The following is an 18,876-nucleotide window of genomic DNA, read 5'->3' as shown; positions in this document are numbered from 1 at the left end:
TGGCGCATTGAAGGACAGGAACGAGATCAGCCGGCGCGTCGTCGGATCAGCTGGCGCAGCGACAGCGCGTGCAGCAGGATCGAGCCCGGCACCACGAAAGCAGGAGTCAGCACATCCGGATAAGCGCCGGCGCCGATGCCCGGCACGCCCGGAACGATCAACTGGAACCGGCCGGTCGAAGTGATCATCCCCAAGGTAATCGCGACGGCGGAGTCGGCGAGGCCAAAGATGTTCCAGGCTATCGCCGCCTTCCGCCCCTGATCCGTACCGCTCGCCACGGCGATTGCCGCCGGCACGGCGAACAGGCCGGTCAACACATCGGCAATTCCCGCCGGTAACGCGAACACGGTGGGCAGCGCCCCATGCAGCCAGGCTGCGAGAGCCCAGCTGCCGAATACCCGGTAAAGCTGAAGAGCGACAAGCCATGTCGCCGGCATCGCATCGAGTACCTGCCCCATCCGTCTCGACAGCAGCAACAGCGGCGCGCCGGTCATCACCGGCAGGAAGATCGCCAGCGGCAACAACGGCAAGGGTGAGACGCCCGAGCGGAAGACGCCATTGATCGCTGCGCTCCAGGCGACAGCGAACCAGAGCGTGTCCGGGATCATGACCGCCAGCCAGGTCGTGCGGCGTTGGTCCCGCGTCAGGTCGGTGCTTTCGAGGCCCAGCCACAACCCGACCGCGATAAGCCCATGGGCCGCCAGTTGGTGGACCGTGGTTGGAACGCCGCTAGCCGGGATAACCGGTTGCCAGTAGATCAACACAATCCACAGGACCGTCAGCGGGACAATCCAGAGCAGGCCGCGCCAGGCGGGACGCGGCGAGGCGATACCAGCAGGAACAGGGGCGGCGGTCATCGGCGGTTCCTCCACGGTCCTGGCGGATTGTTCAGGGCTTGCGAGTCGACGTCGGCGTGACGCCTCATCTGCAGGCGTAGATGTACCATGGCCTCTCGCGAGCGACTATTCATCACAATGTTGACGGGCTATGAAGCAGAACTTCACAGTCAGGCAGGGCGCGCTCGATGGCGTGGAGGTGTTCCTGAGCGTTGCCCAGCATCGCAGTTTTCGCCGGGCAGCCGCGGAACTCGGGGTCACGCCGTCGGCCATCAGTCAGACGGTGCGTGTACTTGAAGCGCGCATTGGCGCAGCGCTTTTCATACGCACCACGCGTAGTGTCGGCCTGACCGAAGCTGGCGAACGGTTTCTTTCGCACGCAAAGCCAGCCTTCGAGGAGCTTGTCGCCGCGAGTGAGGTTGCGCGTGGACTCGGCCAGCGGCCCTCCGGATTGTTGCGTCTTTCAGTGCCGCGCGCGGTAGTGCCAATCCTGCTGGAACCACTGATCGCATCCTTTTGCCAGGCTTATCCCGAGGTCGAACTGGAGATCGCCACAAGCAAGGAGCTGATCGATCTTGCAGCGGAAGGGTTCGACGCCGGTATCCGGCTGGGCCAGTTCGTCGATGCCGACATGGTCGCCGTACCGTTGACGCCACCGTTTCGTCTCGTCGTCGTCGGCAGCCCAGCCTACTTCGCAGGGCGCAGCCGGCCCAGATGCACGGACGATCTGCGCCAGCACGCATGCTTGCGATGGCGGCGATCCAGCGGCGCGCTCGCGTCATGGTCATTCAACGACGACGGCCGTGCGATCGAGATCGCCGTATCGGGTCCTCTCATCGCCCATGATTTTCCCACCATGCTGGGCGCGGCAGTCGAAGGCACAGGGCTTGCACAGCTACCTGAACCGATGGTCGTCGAAGGGTTGCGAGCGGGAAAACTGGTGCACGTGCTGGAGCCGTTCGCGCCGGTGATACCGGGAGTGTTTCTCTACTATCCAGGCCGCCGGCAGGTCATGCCGAAGCTGCGCGCCTTCATCGATCATGTAAAGAGCCACCCGGCAGGCCATGACAAAGTTCCGGGTACCAGATGACGCCTGGCGTGCCGGTTGGGGAAAAGAGGGTGATGTTCCCTTTATATGGACGTCATGCTGGTGAAGGACCCTCCTGGCCGCTTCAATCCAGCTCGGCCGAACACTGGGCTATTGCGTCATCGCTTTGCTATTCCCGGGCGTGGTGCTCATCGCGGGCCTGCCTGGCCGCTTGTGGACGGAGGCTCGACACATGGACGCTCACGAACCGGTCACGCCGCCGACACAGCCTGTCCGCCGCCCCGTGCTGGTCTGGGATGCGTCGGTGCGACTGTTTCACTGGCTGGTGGTCATGCTGGTCACGGCGGCCTATGTCACCTTGAAGCTGAACCGGATTGACTGGCACATCCGGGTCGGTGAGACGCTGCTCGCGCTGGTTATTTTCCGGCTGCTGTGGGGCTGTTTTGGCAGTGAGACCGCGCGGTTTCGAAGTTTCGTGGCGTCGCCCGCGGCGGCACTTCGTCATCTGCGGCACCTGTTTCGCCGCGAGCCGGATGTGCAGGTGGGCCACAATGCGGCCGGCGGCTGGATGGTCCTGCTGCTGCTTGCCTTGCTGCTGGTCGAGACGCTGAGCGGGATCTACATCAACAACGACATCGCCGACGAAGGGCCGTTGAGCGAAGTGGTGCCCGCGTGGCTCGCCAACGCTATCTCGACGCTGCACGGGCTTGTCTGGGATATGCTGCTCGCCGCGGTGGCGCTGCACGTGCTCGTGATCGCGCTCTACGCGATAGCGAAGGGACACGACCTGCTGCGTCCGATGCTGACCGGCTACAAGCTGTTGCCGTCATCCATCGACGCGCCGCGGCAGACGCCAGCGCTGCTGGCGCTGCTGCCGCTCGGCGTCGGCGCTGCCGTGGTGATGCTGCTCGCGGCTTATCTCTGAGCTTGCCGCGAACGTGAACTCAGGGCGCCGCTTCACGGGTTGCGTCAGTTGCTCTTCGGCGGCACGACCTGGCCGCGGATTTCGCCGTTCGGATTGTTCTTTGTGTGAACGTTGATGTACATATCACCGGCTTCGAACATCTTGACGTCGTCCGGGGACAGCGTGGCCTGGCCGCTGATCGGGCTCGTCATCTCCATGCTGCCTTTCCGGGAGAGCCAGACTTTCACGCCGGCGTTTTTGCCGGCCGGGGCGGGGCCGTGGAAATGCGCCATCGTGGCCTGGCTCGACAATCCGCTGAAGCTGATGTTCCAGGTTACGACCCGCGTGCTGGGGTCGTATGTGAGGTCAGCGCTGCCAGTGCCTGAGGTCTGCACCGGCGGGACCTGTTGGGCGCCCGTCAACGGCACCGTAAATGAAACCGGCGCAGCTTGCGCCAGGCTCAACGTGCCCATCAGGGCCAGGCCAGCGAATACCATGAAAGCGCGCCGCGAGATGGATCGTGACATCTGATTTTCTCCTTTTTGGGTTTGCCCTTGCTGGACGGTAGCCACCATCGACGAATGCGGAAGATATCGTCGGCGCCACTGGCAACCAAAGGGGTAAGACAAAGGATAGATGCTAGCCCGCGGTAACTCCAGGTGGAGTCCCGGAAGCCGTTGGTCTTGAAGTGTTTGATCCTGGCCATTTTTGCCCCGAAAACTGAAAATCCGCCTTCGGATAGCACAAGGAGCCAGCACAATTCACCGGAGTCAAGAAACGGGATCTTTCAGGAAGGTTTTGCGTCATGGATTTGTAGGGTTTCGAGCGAGGTCTCACAAGAGGCCCGAGCCCCGGCCTGTTCGACGGAAATACGCGCGGTTCGATCCAGGCGCGGACGCTATATCACCCACAGAACCGACGTAGCGCACACGGCCCACTGGATCACGACAACGCCTCACCTATTTCTCTTGTGTCCCTGTAAGAATTTCGGCGCTGGCCCGACCAGGCACGACACAACCGAACCTGAAGGGACAAACAGCGTGAACGATATCAATTTCGCCTGTACGACATGTGGCCAGTGCTGCCACGATTTGCGCCTGCCGCTAACAATCGCCGAGTCGATCGACTGGCTAAAACGTGGCGGACAACTGGAGATCCTCTGCGAAGCAATTCCGTGGCCGGTCGAGCCAGAAGCCAGCAATGTCCAGGCGGCGTACAAACGGGCGCGTTCGTCAGCCGTCTTGAGCGGAACGTTACCGGTGCGCGTCTCGGTCATTCTCACTGCGGCGTTCGCTGGCGCGTGTCCCAACCTGCGCGCCGACATGCTGTGCGGTATTTACGATGAACGTCCGTTGGTCTGCAGGATCTATCCGGCTGAAATCAACCCCTTCGTACCATGGGTGCCGGAAAACAAGGCCTGTCCACCGGAGGCGTGGCAAACGACGCCACTACAACAGCAAGGCGTCCTTGTCGATGCGACGATCTATCAACTCGTCCAGCGGTCGCGGCTTGCCAGTCAGTCGGAAACGCCCTTGCGGATGCAGATTTGCCGCGAGCTCGGACTCGACCATGCGGCGCTGGCGAACGAGGGGTTCGTGATTCATACACCGGACCGCGAAGCCCTGCTAGCTGCCCTGGAGCGGTGCCATGCGTCACCGCTGCCGGATGACGAACCGACGCAATGGACGTTCGTTTCCAATCGTTCCACCACTATGGAGACGCTCGCATCCGTGGGCGCGGTTGCTTGCCCCGACCAGTCCATCACAGATAAAACTTTCAGATATCACGGGTTTTTCCCATCGTCATTGGGCAACGGTTAAATGGTCAAACCGCCGTGGACAAACGTCAGGCCACGAGCCCTGACCCGAACCGCTAACAGACCGGACCGATGTTGTGTAGCGTCCAGCGACGCTCAATAAAGCCCGGAGTCATCCAGTGTCCTCAAAGGCCGAAGCGTGCGCATCGCTATTCCGGCAGGTTCCCAGGACCCTCCTGCCGATGCGGTTGCGGGGGCGAGCCATGCGCACATGCCCCGGAAAAGCGCCCTAAAGGATACTGTCCAACGCCCTGGCGAGTCTGGCGACCGCGCCTTCGACGTCATGCAGTTTTTCCAGACCAAATAATCCGACGCGGAAGGTCTTGAAGTCTTCAGGCTCGTCGCATTGGAGGGGAACGCCGGCCGCGATCTGCAAGCCGGCATCGGCGAATTTCTTGCCGGATCGTATGCCGTCATCGTCCGTGTAGCTGACCACGACGCCCGGAGCCTGAAAACCTTCGGCCGCCACGCTTTTGAAACCCCTGGCAACCAGGAGTGAGCGAACGCGCGTGCCGAGTTCAAGCTGCTCTGCTTTCACTTTGTCGAAGCCATATGCCCCGGTTTCCTTCATGACGTCGCGCAGCGTCGCGAGACTGTCCGTGGGCATCGTGGCGTGGTACGCGAACCCACCGTTCTCGTAGGCTTCCATGATCTGCAGCCACTTGCGGAGATCGCAGGCGAAACTGGTGCTGGTTGTTGCGTCGATTCTTTCGCGAGCGAGAGGGCTGAGCATGACCAGTGCGCAGCAGGGTGACGCGCTCCATCCCTTTTGCGGTGCGCTGATCAGGACATCGATGCCACTGGCCTGCATGTCCACCCAGATCGTACCGGAGGCGATGCAATCCAGTACGAACATGCCGCCGACGGCGTGAACAGCGTCGGCCACGGCACGCAGCCAGGCATCGGGCAGCATCATTCCGGATGCGGTTTCGACATGCGGCGCAAAGACCAGATCCGGCTTGTTCTCCTTGATTGCAGCGACCACTTCTTCGATCGGAGCCGGTGCCCACGCGGCCTGCCTTCCTTGTTCGACCGGGCGCGCCTTCAACACCATCGATTCAGACGGAATGCTGCCCATGTCGAAAATCTGCGACCATCGAAAACTGAACCAGCCATTGCGGATGACGAGACACTTCCTGTTCGTCGCGAACTGCCGGGCGACGGCTTCCATGCCGAAAGTCCCGCTGCCCGGGACGATTACCGCCGACTTCGCGTTGTAGACCTTTTTCAGGGCGCCGGAAATATCGCGTATGACTCCTTGAAAGCGCTGCGACATGTGATTGATTGATCGGTCGGTGTACACGACCGAATATTCGAGGAGTCCCTCGCGGTCGACATGGGGGAGTAAACCTGGCACGTTCGCCTCCGGTAATAGACGAATAGAAGAATCGAAAACAGATTCTGACGAAAGCCACCTGCAACGGCATCGGCCGAGAGGTCCCGTTACCTGTCCGCAGGTTTCGGCATGGACCAGCCGTCGAGCCACGCCGGTTGGGAATGCTCCAGTGGCAACAATCGGCACGATTGTGAACCTTCGCCGGAGCGTGGTTTCAAAATGAAACTCCCATCTTTCTTGTGAGAGTGTGCCACAAAGACCGAACAATCCCGGGTGCCACGGCGCCAGCGGATCAGAAGGACACGCGTAAACCCAGCAGACATTCATTTATAGTCTGCTCTTACAGCGCCAGCTTTCCAGCGACGCATCAATAAAACGACTGTCGCGAATCGCGCATCGACAATGAAAACCACCACGGAAGAACTGCTGGCGTTTGTCTCGGTGATCGATGCCGGCTCGATTACCGCGGCTGCGGAGACGTTGCAGCAGACCGTCTCGGGCGTGAGCCGCGCGCTGACGCGTCTGGAAAAGAAGCTCGACGCGACCTTGATACATCGCACGACACGCCGCCTTCAGCTCACCGACGAGGGTGAACTGTTCCTGCTGCGCGCGCGTGCGATTCTCGCCGCGATGGAAGACGCCGAAGAGCTGATCGTTCGCCAGCGTCAGCGGCCTGCCGGCCGGTTACGGGTAGACGCGGCTTCACCGTTCATGCTTCATTGCATCGTGCCGCACGTGGTGGAGTTCGCCACGCTGTATCCGGAAATATCCCTTGAATTGAGCAGTAACGAGCGGATCGTCGATCTGCTCGAACAGCGTGTGGACATCGCGATCCGCATCGGCGCGCTGCAGGATTCGACGCTGCATGCGCGCTCGCTTGGCAGCAGCCGGTTGCGCGTGATGGCGAGCCCCGCGTATCTCGCGCAATCCGGCGAACCGCGCACGATTCAGGAACTGGCGGGTCACCGGCTGATCGGCTTTACAGCGCCGGAAAGCCTGAACGACTGGCCGCTCCGGGAAGCGGGCCGCGGCTTCATCAAGATCGAACCGGCAATCGAGGCGTCCAGTGGCGAAACGATCCGGCAACTGGCGGTTGCGGGCGGTGGCATTGCGTGTCTGGCCGGGTTCATGACCGCCACGGATGTGCGCGAGGGCAGGTTGCGGACGATACTGGACGACGTGCTCGTCGATGTGCGTCAGCCGGTGAGCGCGGTGTTTTATCAGAGCGCGGCGATGTCGGGACGAGCGCGTGCATTCCTCGATTTTCTCGCGACACGGCTGGTGCTTTGAAATCAGCGCCTGCCGGAAGCCGGTTTTGCCGCCTGGCCGTAATGCGCCCGCAGGACCGTCATCAATAAAGACAGCGCCGGGTTCACCGCATCCGGCAGCGTCGCGAGCGCGACATCGATGCGCAGATCCGCCTGCTCTTTCAGCTCGCAATACACGACACCCTCGCGCGCCATCGACTTGAGCGACGCCGGAATCAACGCGACACCCTCGCCAGCGGCGATCAGGCTGAGCAGCACATGATGATCGGCGGGTTCCGCCGCGCGCGGAGGATCGAATTGCCACGCCTTGAACAGCTTCTCGTAGTGATCGAACCAGGCGGGATTGGCGCGGCGCTGCGGCCAGAAGAGCGTGTCGGCGGAGAGGTCGAGGAGCGAAATGCGTTTTTTCCGGGCGAGCGCGTGTCCACGCGGTAACGCCGCCACGAGTGGATCGACGAAAAGACGCTGCACTTTCAGGTCCGCGACTTCGGAAGGCAGGCCGATCAGGGCCGCGTCCAGTGCGCCGCGTCGCAGGTCCGCTACCGACTGCTTCGAGTACTGGCGCTTTTGCGCCAGTTGCAACGCGGGATCGCGGCTCTTCAGCTCGCCTTCGAGCCACGTGAAGAGCGCGGGATCGAGCACGGTCGTGATGCCGAGCCGGAGTTCAAGCCGTTGCTCCGCGCGCTGCCGTATGCGGGTGAGCATCGCGTCGGCGTCGCCCAGCAGCTTGCGCGCTTCCTTCAGCAGATGCGTGCCTGTTGCCGTCAGCATCACGCCGCTGCGGTCACGCTCGAACAGCCGCGCGCCGACCGTTTCCTCCAGCGCCTGGATCTGCCGCGTGAGGGGCGGCTGCGTGATCGAAAGACACTCTGCCGCGCGGCGAAAACTCAACTCTTCCGCGACGGCGACGAAGTATTGCAACTGCCAGAGTTCGACGCGTGTCTGCATTCGTGAAGTCCGTTGCCCGTTCTGATACGCCAAAGGTATCACGCCGAATGAATTGGCGCGATGAAAGCGCGATCGATATCGTGTGTTCAGCGGGCCGGCAATCACGCTCGGCCTCTTGCTCCGAGGACACCATGAACCACGCACTTTCCACGACGGCTGTCGGTCTTCACTATCTCGCGATGATCGAAGGTGCATCGCATCCTTCTATCATCGATGCACTCGGGGATATCGCGCCCGATCTCGCAGGCCTGACGATCAGCTTCGCGTATGGCCAGGTTTATTCGCGACCGGGCCTCGATTTGCGTCAGCGCCAGCTCGTGACGGTCGCGGCGCTCGCATCGATGGGCGGCGCGGAACCGCAACTGAAGTTCCACATTGCAGGTGCGTTGAACGCGGGCGCCTCGCCCGAAGAAGTCATCGAACTGATGACGCATCTTGCCGTTTATGCGGGCTTCCCCGCAGCGCTTAACGGCGTGTTCGCGGCAAAGGCCGTGTTCGGCGAAAAGGGCGTCGTCGCGGACACTACACGGGCCGCGCCAGGCACGTCGCGTTATGACGACGGTCTCACGAGACTGCGGGAAATCGACGGCGCGGCAGGTGAACACGTGATCGATTCGCTGCGCGATATCGCGCCGGATCTGGGGCGTTTCATCATCGAGTTCGGATTCGGCGACATCTACACGCGGCCGGGTCTCGACCTGCTGTCGCGCGAACTCGCGACTGTCGCTGCACTCGCGGCAACCGGTTCGGCGACGCCTCAACTGAAGGTCCATATGCACGGCCTGCTCAACGTCGGTGGAACGCGCGAACAGCTCGTCGAAGTGATCACGCAGATCGCCGTGTATGCCGGATTTCCACGTGCGATCAACGCCGCGCTCGCCGCGAAGGACGTGCTCGCCGGGCGCGACTTTCCGGCAGCGCCGCAGATGTAAGTCTTGCGTATTCGTAAGGTCTGTTTCATCAGATGGAACACAAAAAGCCAACCGGCCGGTTGATAGAGGGATTCAATTTGCAACATTCACGGCAGCGTCCTGTAATGGACGCTCTGCCTGTCTTCTCCCTTCTTCCGTCACTGTTCCGGAGCGCGCACTGATCATGGCCCAACCCAACGTCGAGGAAGTTGTAAACGCAATCGCTGAAGAGACCCGCACGCCGCCCGAAACCGTCTCGAAGATGTTCGCCGATACGTGGGCACAGTACGACGATGGCGCACGGATTCGCGACTTTCTTCCGGTCCTCGTCGCGAAACGCGTGCGCGATAACCTGCGCCATCCGCCCGGCGGCGGACGTTAGGCGCAGGTGCGGGGGCAGACGGCGCGAAAACCCGCACCGGACTGCCGCGCAATGCCACGGTTCATGGCGCAATGCCACGTGGCTGAACATATCGTCCTGTTGTTGCAGTCGCGACTTGACCACATAGTGAACAGATCGCCCTTCTGGCTGGAAGGGCAACGCCTGCAGTTAGCGTGCCGGTCGGGTGCTCCCGACGCTCACTGCACGCCGGGCACGGCACTGGTGCTACTCGCCATATCCGTCGTCTTTCCGTGTTTCGCGAGACGCCCGGCCTTCATCCGCTCGACGGTCGCTGCAAAGACGGGACTGACATCGGGATACGATGCATCGGTGACGAAGGCAAGACCATTCTGTTGTGCTTCGATCAGTTCCTGGTAAACCTCGGCGCGCGTCTTGCCTTCGGCAAATGCGCTCGACGATGCGAGCAGGGCCAGCGAGAAAGACATCATGACAAGCGTTTTCATGTTCAACTCCTGAGTGGGTTGTGCGGGATGCACTCGGGATAACACGCATACTCTTTCGAAAATTCCCGAAAAAGCGCGGTAAAACGCGTCGAATAGAAAAAATAAGAATCTGTAGAGGATGTCGAACTGACTGGAAATAAACCTGATGGAGCGGGTGTTAGCGCTCTGCGGCCTGGACGATATCCAGCGCGCCGCGCCTCGAAAAAAAGCAGCTTGCCGATGGAATAAAACGGCACCCGTGCGTGTTCGTGCGTTGAAGACTCCATGCCTCTTTCGAAATCCGTATGTACTCCGTTCAACATTCCTCCGATGCTGTCGTGTCCGAAGCCGACATTCAGGCGTTCGTCGATGGCCTGCTCGCGCCGGATCGTGCCGCACAAATCCGGCGCTATCTTGAGGAGCGGCCGGACGAAGCGCGCCGCGTGGCGTTTTACGGAAAACTCAACTGGCGCATGCATTCGACGTTTCAGGCGGGTGACGAGAGCGGTCGTTCGCGGCGCGCCAGGTTCACGCTGTACCGGGCCTCGTTTAGCGGGTGGTTGCGGCAGCACGCCCGCAGGATCGCAGTGGGTCTGCTTCTGGCTGGCGTCGTTGCAACGGGTGTGCTGTGCGCGATGCACGTGCCGGACGCGGCACTGGAAGCGGGTGCGATCATGGCGCTCGAACAGGCAAACGTCGTGCATATGTCCGTCGACGGTCGAAGCGACGCGCGGTTACTGGGCGTGGCGCCCGATCTTTCCCGCGCCGGTTTCCGGCCGGTCGCGGTCACGACGTTGCCGGTCGGCGGGTTTGTGGAGGCACGTGGCTTTGTCTATTGCAATGCAGCGGGCGAGCGGGCGGTACTGCTTTCGGTGCACGATATGACCGCGGCTGCGCAACCGCAGTGGCGGGCGCGCCGGGTGGGCGAAAACCGCGTGCTGGAGTGGAGCGTGGGGCACCGGCGGTACGCGCTTGCAGGTGGCGCGAGGACGCACGGTCTGATGCGCGCAGCCGATCTGCTGGTTTCGCGATGAGGCGCGCAGGCATCGGGAAGAAAAAATGCAACGTGCCGGAATAAAGTGCTGAATACGCTGTTTGCTCTGTGTGGATCTTGCGTTCGAGCCCGCAGCGCCGGGACTGAAAGGAAAAGGAAGCGCGATGAGCGTCCGTGATGGTTTGATGGATCAGGTGCCGCGGCTGCGTCGTTACGCGCGCGCGCTGATCAACAATCGCGAGCTGGCCGACGATCTGGTGCAGGACACGCTGGAGCGCGCGCTGCGCAATGCGGGACAATTCCGGCCCGGATCGGACCTGCGCGCGTGGCTTTTCACGATCATGCACAACGTGTTCATCAACCAGGTCCGCAAGGCTGGCGCACGCGCGGTCCATGTGTCGGTCGACGATGACGTACTGCCGGAAAGCGAATTCGCAGTGACGGGCAACCAGTCGCAGTCGCTGGAGGTGCGCGATCTCGACTTCGCATTGCAGCGCCTGCCGGACGATCAGCGCGAAGTCGTGCTGCTGGTAGGGCTGGAAGAAATGAGCTATGCCGATGTGGCGCTGGCGCTCGGCGTGCCGATCGGCACCGTGATGTCGCGCCTTTCGCGGGGACGCGAGCGGTTGCGTGCGCTGATGTCGGGCAAACAGCCGGGTGCGAAATTGAAGGTGGTGCGATGAACGATCCACGTCAGATCAGCGAAGAAGAACTGCACGCTTACGTCGACGGATCGCTGGCCGCACATCGTCGCGAGGAAATCGACCGGCTGCTCGAAACGAACGACGAACTGGCCGCGCGCGTCAGCGACTATTTCTCGCTGAACAACATGTTTCATGAGCGCTATGACCGCGTGCTCAGCGAACCGGTGCCGGCGCGACTGCGTCTGGCAGTGAAGCGGCGCTGGCGCGACGCATTGAACTGGCCGCAGTTCGCCGGCATGGCCGCTGCGCTGATTCTTGGCGTCGGCATCGGCGTGGGGACGAATATGGGCCGGCAGGCCGCCATCGTCGTGACCGGCGACGCCGGCAATGTGGCCGGACATCGGGTGAGTATGGACGGCGCGGAATCGTTCGCGCGGCAGTCCGCGATCGCGCATGTGCTGTACGCGCCCGAAGTGACGCGGCCGGTGGAAGTGGGCGCGGACCGTGAACAGGAACTGGTGACGTGGCTGTCGAACCGGATAGGCACGAACGTGCGCCCGCCGGTTCTCACGCGGACTGGCTTCGAGTTGATGGGCGGGCGTCTGCTGCCGGGCGCCGATGGCCCGGTTGCGCAGTTCATGTATCACGACGCGAAGGGCGAGCGCATCACGCTGTGCATTTCGCACCGCAAGGTGAGCGCCGATACGACCGCGTTCAAGCTCTATCAGGACGGATCGGTGAACGTGTTCTACTGGGTGGATGGCGACTTCGGCTATGCGGTGTCGGGCGCGATCGACCGCAAGACGCTGCTTGAACTGTCGCATGATGTGTATGCGCAGTTGACGGCCGACGGAACCGCGCCCTCGGGTGCTTCCGCTGCGAAGAGCACGAACTGACCCGCGGCGCGCGCGACGTGAATCACACCGGGTTTACGTCGCGGGCGTATCGAAAGGGCCGCCCGTCAGCGAGGAAATGAATTCGAAGAACGCCCGCACCCTGGCGGGCGCGTGCTGACGCGAAGGATAGATCGCATGGAGCGGATACGATTCGTCGGCCCAGTCGGGAAACAGGTCGACGAGCTTGCCGCTCGCTATCAGCTGTTCCGCACCCAGCGCGAAAATCTGCGCGATGCCATAGCCCGCGAGACACACGCTGTGCAGCGTGCCGCCATCGTTCATCGTGAGATGTCCGCGTGCTTCGATAACTACCTTCCTCTTGCCGCGATGAAACTCCCACGGGAACGGCCGTCCCGTTTCAGGCTCGCGAAACTTGATGCAGACATGCGGTTCGCGTTCGAGATCCGTGGGCGCTAGCGGACGTCCGTGTCGTTTGATGTATGTGGGCGATGCGACCGTGACGATACGTGTGTCGAGCAACTTGCGGGCAATCAGTGTCGACGCACGCGGCTCGCCGAAACGGATCGCGAGATCGAAACCGTCCGCCACCATATCGCCGAGCTGATCGCGTGTCACGAGATCGACGTGCAGATCCGGATAGCGTTCCATGAACGCACCGAGACGCGGTCCAAGAAAGAGCCGCGAGAAAAACGGATCAACGTTGATACGCAAACGGCCGCGCACGGCAGTCGCACCGAGCGCCGCCGATGCCGCGGCTTCTTCGAGACCCGACAGCAGCGGCATGATCTGCTGGTAGAAGCGCCGGCCTTCGTCGGTGAGCGTGACCGCGCGCGTCGTGCGATCGAAGAGACGGATACCGAGCCGCGCTTCGAGCCGCGCGATGGAACGGCTGACGCCGGACTGCGACATATCGAGCGTTTCGGCCGCCGCGGCAAAACTGCCGGTGTCGACGATCGCTGTCAACACGCCCATTCCGTTCAGCACCCGCTCATCGAACGCCATTCGCTTATTCCTGGTTGTCGCCGCGCCGGTCGCCATGCTATCGCGATCATGACGCGTTCTGCCGGAGCGTACCGCCACCGACGCTTTGGCCTGCATCGTGTGCCATGCGCATATAGCCAATGACGGAAACGAGCGTCACGACACCGGCAAACAGGAAGGCGAGGCGGAAGTCGTCGAGCGTGAACGCATGCCCGCTCGCTTCGCCGTTCAACAACGCACCGACCCGTAGCGACACCGCGCCAAACGCGATGCCGAGACCGATGGTCATCTGCGCGGCCGCGCTCCACAGCGTGCTCGCTGCGTTCATCTGCGGTTGCGGGACGTCGGCATAGGCTAGCGTCGCGAGCAGCGAAAACTGCATCGAACGCCCGACGCCATAGACAAAGATAACGATCAGCACCAGCGCGAGCGGCGTAGCGGGCGTGAGCAGGCCGATCGCGATGACGAAAAGACCCGCCGCCGCGACGTCGACAATCGACACGTAGCGAAAGCCGAAGCGTCGCAGGATGCGCGTCGTGAGCGCCTTCATGGTGAGATTGCCCAGTGCGCTTGCAAGCAGCAGCAGCCCGGATTTGAACGCGGAGAGCCCAAAGCCGATCTGGAACAGCAGCGGCATCAGATAGGGCACCGCGCCGATGCCGATACGCGTGAGCGAACCCGTCACGATCGTCACGGAGAACGTCGGGATTTTCAGCGTCGACACGTCGATGAGCGGATGCGGATGATTGCGCGCGTGCCGGAATGCGATCCATCCCAGTACGACCCCCGCGACGACAAGCCCCGCGGCTTGCCACGCGTTGTCGCCGGGCTGGCTCGCAAGCTCGGCGCCATACAGGATCGCGGTGAGCGCCGTGCCGCTCAGCACGAGCCCGACGACGTCCAGCGGACGCCTCTCGCCGCCACGCAGGTTCGGCACGAGCGCGACCACGGCGGCCAGTACCGCAAGACCGAACGGCACGTTGAGCAGAAAGATCCAGCGCCACGATGCGTAAGTCGTGATGAAGCCGCCGATTGGCGGCCCGACCACGGGTGCGACGATCGCGGGCCACGTGATCGTCGAAATCGCCTGCATGAGGCGGCTTTTCTCAGTGCTGCGCACGACGATCAGCCGGCCGACCGGCACCATCATCGCGCCGCCGATACCCTGCAACACGCGCGCCGCGGTGAACTGCACCACGTTTTGCGATACCCCGCACAGCACCGAAGCCAGCGTGAACACGACGATCGCGCTGAAGAACACGGTGCGCGAGCCGCACCGGTCCGCCACCCAGCCGCTCGCGGGAATGAAGATCGCGAGCGCGAGCATGTAGGCCGTCATGCCGAGACTCAGGCTGTTCGGCCCGACGCCGAACGAGTGCGCCATCTGCGGCAGCGCCGTGGCGATCACCGTCGTGTCGAGGTACTCCATGAAGAACGTCGCCGCGACGATGTACGGCAGCCAGCCAACGTGCGAAACCGGTGAAGCGGGTGGGGTCGTGTGGGTCATGTCGTGAAGCGAGTCTTATTTGTCGTCGGCGGCGTACTGCTTGTCGAGCTGGTCGTAGAGCGGTTTGTTGACGAGCCGCTGGCGCTCGTTGAACGGCACGACGAGCGAAGGATCCTCATCGAGCCGGCCGTTTTCCCTGAGCGCGCCGAGCGCGCGCTGCATGCCGAGCACCGCGCCCTGAAGCGCGGCGTTCGCGTACAGCACGATGCCGTAGCCGAGCTTGCCGAGCACCTCGCGCGACTGCACCGGCGTCTTGCCGCCGATCACGATGTTGACGAGCTGTGGCGTGTTCGTGAAGAGACCCGGCAGACGTTCGATGTCGGCGAGCGATTCGGTGGCCTCGATAAAGAGGATGTCCGCACCGGCTTCGATAAACCGGTGGCCGCGCTCGATCGCCGCTTCGATACCTTCCACCGCGGCTGCGTCCGTGCGCGCGATGATCTGCAGGTTGCCGTCTTCGCGCGCATCGACGGCCGCGCGGATCTTGCCGGTCATCTCGCCCGTCGGGACGACTTCCTTGCCGGAGAAGTGGCCGCATTTCTTCGGCATCACCTGGTCTTCGAACTGGATCGCGTCGGCGCCGCTGCGCTCCAGCGTGCGCACTGTGTGCCGCACGTTCAATGCGTTGCCGAAGCCCGTATCGGCATCGACGATCAGCGGCAACGAGACCGCATCGCGCACCCGTGCCGTGTGTTCGGCGATTTCGTTCAGTCCGACGAAGCCCAGATCGGGCAACCCGAGCGACATGTTCGTGACGCCCGCGCCCGTGAGGTAGAGGGCCTCGAAGCCGGCGTCCTCGATGATGCGTGCGCTCATCGCATTGAACGCGCCGGGTACGAGGAGGCCCCGGCGTTCATTCACGCTGCGTCGGAACGCAGCGCGGCGGCTGACAGATGATGTTGGCATGATGGTGAGTCCGGTTGAGGTTCGATGATCGAGGCCGTGCCGCGGAATCTGTGCCAGTCGGCCGCCATCCGGGGCGCCTGCAACGTCCCACGGGATTATGACGCACCCGCCCGTTGCCTGCGTGCAGCCGGGCGAGCCCGCTGACGCTTCGACGCGACATGTATTCATCGCGCAACCGCGCATGTTGGGAGCATTGAATACGGGTTTACCGATCGGACCGGTACACCCGATAATGCTTCGTCATCGAGCGTGGCCACCGTGCCGCGATGATCATGTCGACGCTGTATTCCAGACGGTCGCCCCCATGCCGAGCCCTTTGTTGTGCCTTCACCTGACCTTCGCGCCGTGCTGAAGAACTCACGTTTTTTCGATCTGTTGCGCATCCCCGGTTTCAAACCGCTTGCGGGCGCAACCTTGATGCTCGGCGTGGCGATGTCGTTTACCGCCCCGTATCTGTCGCTGTTCGGTATCGAACGTGCAGGTATGACGCCGCTTCGCCTCGGTCTTTTCATGACGCTGATCGCGGCAAGCGGCGTGCTGGCGAGCACGCTCGCGGGCCGCTGGAGCGATGCAAGCGGGCGCCACCGGCCACTTTTGCTGGCCTCGCTCGCCGCGGCGACGCTCGGTTACCTGTGCCTGTGCGTGGTGCGGGACTACCGGCTGCTGCTGGTGGTGGGCGTCGTGTTTATCGGCGCGGGCAGCTCGGCGATTTCGCTGGTGTTCTCGTTCAGCCGCGCCGCGCTACCCGTGGCCGACGACGCCGGGCGGGCATTCGCGAGCGCGTCGTTACGGACGATCCTGTCGGCCGCATGGGTGTTCGGGCCAGCCGTGGGCGCGCTCGTGCTGGCGGGCACCGGCTTTTACGGGCTCTTTCTGTTCGCCGCCGCGAGCTTCGCGGCCTGTGCGGCGATCGTCTCGCGCACGAAGGAGCCGACCGGGCACCTCGGCGATCATACGGTCGAGGATACGGCGGCCGAGCCGGCCTCTTCGATTACCGTGCCACCGCTGAAGGCGCCCGCCGACGATGCCCACGAAGCGGGAATCGCCGTCGCCTCGCAGAACGATATCTGGCGCGCGGTCGTCGCGCTGACGCTGATCGGGCTCGCTGCGAACGCGACCATGATCGTGCTGCCGCTCTATATCGTGCACGGTCTGAACGGCTCGCGGCTGGATGTGTCGATCATGCTCGGGCTCGGCGCGCTGAGCGAAATTCCAATGATGCTCGCGCTCGGCGCACGCTCGTCCACGTTGCACAAGCTGAACTGGCTGGCTGCGTGCGCGGCGGTGCATGCGGTGTATTTCGTCGCGATGGCGCTCGCGGGCAACGTGAACGTGCTGATCCCGATGCAACTGCTCAACGCGTTTGTCGTCGCCGTCACGTCGTGTCTTGGCATGACCTACGTGCAGGATCTGATGCCCGCCTCGCCGGGCAAGGCGACTGCGCTGTTCTTCAATGCGGCGCGGTTGGGGTCGATTTTGTCGGGCGTATTGTCGGGGCTGCTCGTCGGAACGTTCGGTTATCGCGGCACGTTTGTGTTTTGCGGGCTGCTGGCGCTGGGCGCGCTCGTGCTGTTCGCGGTGCCGGGGTACCATTATTCGCGGATGGCGCGCGCGATTCGCGGCTATATCGAACGAAAGCGTGCCGCGCGGCGCGCGCCGGAACGATAGTGACGCCGGAAACGGCGGCGCGGCGCGCGTTGCTTTACAATTGCAGCGCTGGGGTCATCCGGTTCCGCCACGCCGACCGGATTTTTTCTGACATGCTGACTGGCCCACTACCGTTCCGGAGGCTCCGGAACCCGGTTTCGCCGGAATAGCCGCGTGAATCGAATTCACCGGGGCCGCGTCAACACCAACAAAAGGCTTCGCTGGCAATTGCGAGGCCTTTGTCTTTCAAGCGCACGCTTTTCTGCAAGGAAAGCGGTGCATCATGATGGAGCGGGAGGAACAGCGGATGTTCGACGCCGACGGAGAAGCGCGCGATCGATTGATCGTGTGGATACGCCGCCGCATGGAAGAGTACGGCATCACAATGACGGATCTCGCAGCGGCCATTGAAGCCGACGCAGCCGCATTAAAGGCGCCGATGTATCGGGATGCGTACGGAAATACCTGGGACGGTGAAGGCGACAGGCCGGAATGGCTGACGCGCGCCATTCACGCCGGACAGAATATCGATCATTTCAGGTGCTGAATTAAACGCGCCGGCAGTGCGCGATTAACGGAGAGACAAAATGGCAACGGTCGCGCCTTCGCACGCTTTCAGCGCTGAAGAATGGGCTACCCGCTGTGAGCTTGCAGCGCTTTATCGCCTGATTGCCCATTTTCGTATGACGGACCTCATCGACACGCATATCACCGCGCGCGTGCCGGGCCCCGGGCATCACTTTCTGATTAACCGCTATGGCGTGCTGTTCGACGAAATGCGTGCGTCCGATCTGGTGAAGATCGATGCCGAAGGGCGCGTCGTGGATGCGGACAGCGCCGCGCGCGATCCCGCTTTATATCGCGTGAATGCCGCGGGTTTTACGATTCACTCCGCCGTACATGCCGCGCGGCCCGATCTTCATTTCGTGATTCATACGCATACGGCTGCCGGTTCGGCTGTCTCCGCACAGAAGCAGGGTTTGCTGCCGATCAGTCAGCACGCGCTCAAGTTTTACGGATGTCTCGCGTATCACGACTATGAAGGCATCGCGCTGGATCTTGCCGAGCGTGAGCGGCTGGTTGCCGATCTGGGTTCCTGTAACGCGATGATTCTGAGAAACCATGGGTTGCTGGTGGGCGGACGTTCCGCCGCGCTCGCGTTCCAGGAAATTCATTTTCTCGAGCGGGCATGTCAGATCCAGGTGCAGGCGCTTGCAGGCGGCGCTGAGTTGAGCTTTCCTTCCGAAGCGGTTTGCAGGCTTACCGCCGACCAGTTTCAGCGCGACGACTCCGATGGGATCGCCGCGCTTGCCTGGCAGGCGGCGTTGCGGCTTGTCGATCACGCGGCGGTGGATTACCGGGGCTAGGTGTTCTTCTTTGCCGGTCGCGCAAAGACCCGAAAAAAAGCCCGCTCGCGGCGGGCTAAAGGTTACGTTGGAGTTTCGCGA

The 18,876-nt window shown here is 62.6% G+C and carries 20 protein-coding genes; 12 read left to right on the top strand and 8 right to left on the bottom strand.

From position 1 onward, the window contains the following. Window positions 1-26: 26 nt before the first annotated feature. Window positions 27-857 carry an MFS transporter gene (locus tag LPA37_RS16825; RefSeq protein ID WP_229013151.1) on the bottom strand — a complete coding sequence of 277 codons (831 nt, stop codon included), beginning with the start codon at window positions 855-857 and terminating at the stop codon, window positions 27-29. Between the two features lie 130 nt (window positions 858-987). On the opposite strand from LPA37_RS16825, the gene LPA37_RS16820 reads away from it, so the two are divergent. Next, window positions 988-1,926, top strand: coding sequence for a LysR family transcriptional regulator (locus LPA37_RS16820; RefSeq protein WP_228979383.1), 939 nt, complete (start codon window positions 988-990; stop codon window positions 1,924-1,926). A 190-nt stretch (window positions 1,927-2,116) separates the two neighbouring features. Further along, window positions 2,117-2,809, top strand: a complete 693-nt coding sequence (locus tag LPA37_RS16815) for a cytochrome b/b6 domain-containing protein (protein WP_228979380.1) — start codon at window positions 2,117-2,119, stop codon at window positions 2,807-2,809. A gap of 44 nt (window positions 2,810-2,853) precedes the next feature. On the opposite strand, the gene LPA37_RS16810 is transcribed toward LPA37_RS16815, so the two are convergent. Next, window positions 2,854-3,315 (bottom strand): CHRD domain-containing protein, encoded by a 462-nt coding sequence (locus LPA37_RS16810; protein ID WP_228979505.1) that lies wholly within the window; start codon window positions 3,313-3,315, stop codon window positions 2,854-2,856. A 513-nt stretch (window positions 3,316-3,828) separates the two neighbouring features. On the opposite strand from LPA37_RS16810, the gene LPA37_RS16805 reads away from it, so the two are divergent. After that, the gene (locus LPA37_RS16805; RefSeq protein WP_229013150.1) at window positions 3,829-4,608 is read left to right on the top strand and encodes a YkgJ family cysteine cluster protein; all 780 of its coding nucleotides are present in this window, start codon (window positions 3,829-3,831) and stop codon (window positions 4,606-4,608) included. Between the two features lie 225 nt (window positions 4,609-4,833). On the opposite strand, the gene LPA37_RS16800 is transcribed toward LPA37_RS16805, so the two are convergent. After that, complete coding sequence (locus tag LPA37_RS16800) at window positions 4,834-5,961, bottom strand: aminotransferase class V-fold PLP-dependent enzyme (protein ID WP_229013149.1); 1,128 nt, start codon at window positions 5,959-5,961, stop codon at window positions 4,834-4,836. Between the two features lie 381 nt (window positions 5,962-6,342). Here LPA37_RS16800 and LPA37_RS16795 point away from each other — a divergent pair, with 381 nt between their 5' ends. Continuing rightward, window positions 6,343-7,230 carry a LysR family transcriptional regulator gene (locus LPA37_RS16795; protein WP_228979374.1) on the top strand — a complete coding sequence of 296 codons (888 nt, stop codon included), beginning with the start codon at window positions 6,343-6,345 and terminating at the stop codon, window positions 7,228-7,230. Between the two features lie 2 nt (window positions 7,231-7,232). On the opposite strand, the gene LPA37_RS16790 is transcribed toward LPA37_RS16795, so the two are convergent. After that, the gene (locus LPA37_RS16790) at window positions 7,233-8,156 is read right to left on the bottom strand and encodes a LysR family transcriptional regulator (protein ID WP_228979373.1); all 924 of its coding nucleotides are present in this window, start codon (window positions 8,154-8,156) and stop codon (window positions 7,233-7,235) included. A 131-nt stretch (window positions 8,157-8,287) separates the two neighbouring features. Here LPA37_RS16790 and LPA37_RS16785 point away from each other — a divergent pair, with 131 nt between their 5' ends. Together LPA37_RS16785 and LPA37_RS16780 are read left to right on the top strand one after the other, a co-directional pair. Beyond that, window positions 8,288-9,088 carry a carboxymuconolactone decarboxylase family protein gene (locus LPA37_RS16785; protein WP_229013148.1) on the top strand — a complete coding sequence of 267 codons (801 nt, stop codon included), beginning with the start codon at window positions 8,288-8,290 and terminating at the stop codon, window positions 9,086-9,088. A gap of 163 nt (window positions 9,089-9,251) precedes the next feature. Then, window positions 9,252-9,449, top strand: a complete 198-nt coding sequence (locus LPA37_RS16780) for a DUF3562 domain-containing protein (protein ID WP_228979371.1) — start codon at window positions 9,252-9,254, stop codon at window positions 9,447-9,449. Between the two features lie 197 nt (window positions 9,450-9,646). Here LPA37_RS16780 and LPA37_RS16775 read toward each other — a convergent pair whose 3' ends face one another. After that, window positions 9,647-9,913, bottom strand: a complete 267-nt coding sequence (locus LPA37_RS16775) for a DUF4148 domain-containing protein (protein WP_228979503.1) — start codon at window positions 9,911-9,913, stop codon at window positions 9,647-9,649. Window positions 9,914-10,197: 284 nt separating this feature from the next. Between LPA37_RS16775 and LPA37_RS16770 the strand changes: the two genes are divergently transcribed. The 3 genes from LPA37_RS16770 to LPA37_RS16760 all read left to right on the top strand — a co-directional run bounded on the left by LPA37_RS16770 (window position 10,198) and on the right by LPA37_RS16760 (window position 12,426). After that, window positions 10,198-10,926: an anti-sigma factor family protein gene (locus tag LPA37_RS16770; protein ID WP_228979370.1), complete on the top strand. Its 729-nt coding sequence runs from the start codon at window positions 10,198-10,200 to the stop codon at window positions 10,924-10,926. Between the two features lie 124 nt (window positions 10,927-11,050). Further along, window positions 11,051-11,569, top strand: coding sequence for an RNA polymerase sigma factor (locus LPA37_RS16765; RefSeq protein ID WP_229013147.1), 519 nt, complete (start codon window positions 11,051-11,053; stop codon window positions 11,567-11,569). Continuing rightward, a complete protein-coding gene (locus LPA37_RS16760; RefSeq protein ID WP_228979367.1) occupies window positions 11,566-12,426 on the top strand; it encodes an anti-sigma factor family protein in 861 nt (286 codons plus the stop codon). Before LPA37_RS16765 ends, LPA37_RS16760 begins: the two co-directional genes overlap by 4 nt. A gap of 33 nt (window positions 12,427-12,459) precedes the next feature. Here LPA37_RS16760 and LPA37_RS16755 read toward each other — a convergent pair whose 3' ends face one another. Genes LPA37_RS16755 through LPA37_RS16745 form a run of 3 tightly spaced genes read right to left on the bottom strand, consistent with a single transcriptional unit; the run spans window position 12,460 to window position 15,781 of the window. Then, complete coding sequence (locus LPA37_RS16755) at window positions 12,460-13,389, bottom strand: LysR family transcriptional regulator (protein ID WP_228979365.1); 930 nt, start codon at window positions 13,387-13,389, stop codon at window positions 12,460-12,462. A gap of 46 nt (window positions 13,390-13,435) precedes the next feature. Beyond that, window positions 13,436-14,875 (bottom strand): MFS transporter, encoded by a 1,440-nt coding sequence (locus LPA37_RS16750; protein ID WP_229013146.1) that lies wholly within the window; start codon window positions 14,873-14,875, stop codon window positions 13,436-13,438. Between the two features lie 15 nt (window positions 14,876-14,890). Then, the gene (locus tag LPA37_RS16745) at window positions 14,891-15,781 is read right to left on the bottom strand and encodes an isocitrate lyase/PEP mutase family protein (protein WP_228979361.1); all 891 of its coding nucleotides are present in this window, start codon (window positions 15,779-15,781) and stop codon (window positions 14,891-14,893) included. Window positions 15,782-16,126: 345 nt separating this feature from the next. On the opposite strand from LPA37_RS16745, the gene LPA37_RS16740 reads away from it, so the two are divergent. From LPA37_RS16740 to LPA37_RS16730, 3 genes are all read left to right on the top strand, one after another. Continuing rightward, on the top strand, window positions 16,127-17,449 hold the full coding sequence (locus LPA37_RS16740) for a sugar efflux transporter (protein WP_229013190.1): 1,323 nt from the start codon (window positions 16,127-16,129) through the stop codon (window positions 17,447-17,449). Between the two features lie 262 nt (window positions 17,450-17,711). After that, window positions 17,712-17,975 carry an H-NS family nucleoid-associated regulatory protein gene (locus LPA37_RS16735; protein ID WP_228881430.1) on the top strand — a complete coding sequence of 88 codons (264 nt, stop codon included), beginning with the start codon at window positions 17,712-17,714 and terminating at the stop codon, window positions 17,973-17,975. Window positions 17,976-18,015: 40 nt separating this feature from the next. Next, window positions 18,016-18,795 (top strand): class II aldolase/adducin family protein, encoded by a 780-nt coding sequence (locus LPA37_RS16730; protein ID WP_228979358.1) that lies wholly within the window; start codon window positions 18,016-18,018, stop codon window positions 18,793-18,795. Window positions 18,796-18,876: the final 81 nt, after the last annotated feature.

Source organism: Paraburkholderia gardini (assembly GCF_907164545.1).
GTDB lineage: Bacteria > Pseudomonadota > Gammaproteobacteria > Burkholderiales > Burkholderiaceae > Paraburkholderia > Paraburkholderia gardini.
This window is presented reverse-complemented; position numbering and strand designations above follow the sequence as displayed.

Bases quoted from the DNA above. Each gene is read 5' to 3' on its own strand.
- LPA37_RS16825 (WP_229013151.1), bottom strand. From the start codon at position 857: ATGACCGCCGCCCCTGTTCCTGCTGGTATCGCCTCGCCGCGTCCCGCC.
- LPA37_RS16820 (WP_228979383.1), top strand. From the start codon at position 988: ATGAAGCAGAACTTCACAGTCAGGCAGGGCGCGCTCGATGGCGTGGAG.
- LPA37_RS16815 (WP_228979380.1), top strand. From the start codon at position 2,117: ATGGACGCTCACGAACCGGTCACGCCGCCGACACAGCCTGTCCGCCGC.
- LPA37_RS16810 (WP_228979505.1), bottom strand. From the start codon at position 3,315: ATGTCACGATCCATCTCGCGGCGCGCTTTCATGGTATTCGCTGGCCTG.
- LPA37_RS16795 (WP_228979374.1), top strand. From the start codon at position 6,343: ATGAAAACCACCACGGAAGAACTGCTGGCGTTTGTCTCGGTGATCGAT.
- LPA37_RS16790 (WP_228979373.1), bottom strand. From the start codon at position 8,156: ATGCAGACACGCGTCGAACTCTGGCAGTTGCAATACTTCGTCGCCGTC.
- LPA37_RS16785 (WP_229013148.1), top strand. From the start codon at position 8,288: ATGAACCACGCACTTTCCACGACGGCTGTCGGTCTTCACTATCTCGCG.
- LPA37_RS16780 (WP_228979371.1), top strand. From the start codon at position 9,252: ATGGCCCAACCCAACGTCGAGGAAGTTGTAAACGCAATCGCTGAAGAG.
- LPA37_RS16775 (WP_228979503.1), bottom strand. From the start codon at position 9,913: ATGAAAACGCTTGTCATGATGTCTTTCTCGCTGGCCCTGCTCGCATCG.
- LPA37_RS16770 (WP_228979370.1), top strand. From the start codon at position 10,198: ATGTACTCCGTTCAACATTCCTCCGATGCTGTCGTGTCCGAAGCCGAC.
- LPA37_RS16765 (WP_229013147.1), top strand. From the start codon at position 11,051: ATGAGCGTCCGTGATGGTTTGATGGATCAGGTGCCGCGGCTGCGTCGT.
- LPA37_RS16760 (WP_228979367.1), top strand. From the start codon at position 11,566: ATGAACGATCCACGTCAGATCAGCGAAGAAGAACTGCACGCTTACGTC.
- LPA37_RS16755 (WP_228979365.1), bottom strand. From the start codon at position 13,389: ATGGCGTTCGATGAGCGGGTGCTGAACGGAATGGGCGTGTTGACAGCG.
- LPA37_RS16750 (WP_229013146.1), bottom strand. From the start codon at position 14,875: ATGACCCACACGACCCCACCCGCTTCACCGGTTTCGCACGTTGGCTGG.
- LPA37_RS16745 (WP_228979361.1), bottom strand. From the start codon at position 15,781: ATGCCAACATCATCTGTCAGCCGCCGCGCTGCGTTCCGACGCAGCGTG.
- LPA37_RS16735 (WP_228881430.1), top strand. From the start codon at position 17,712: ATGATGGAGCGGGAGGAACAGCGGATGTTCGACGCCGACGGAGAAGCG.
- LPA37_RS16730 (WP_228979358.1), top strand. From the start codon at position 18,016: ATGGCAACGGTCGCGCCTTCGCACGCTTTCAGCGCTGAAGAATGGGCT.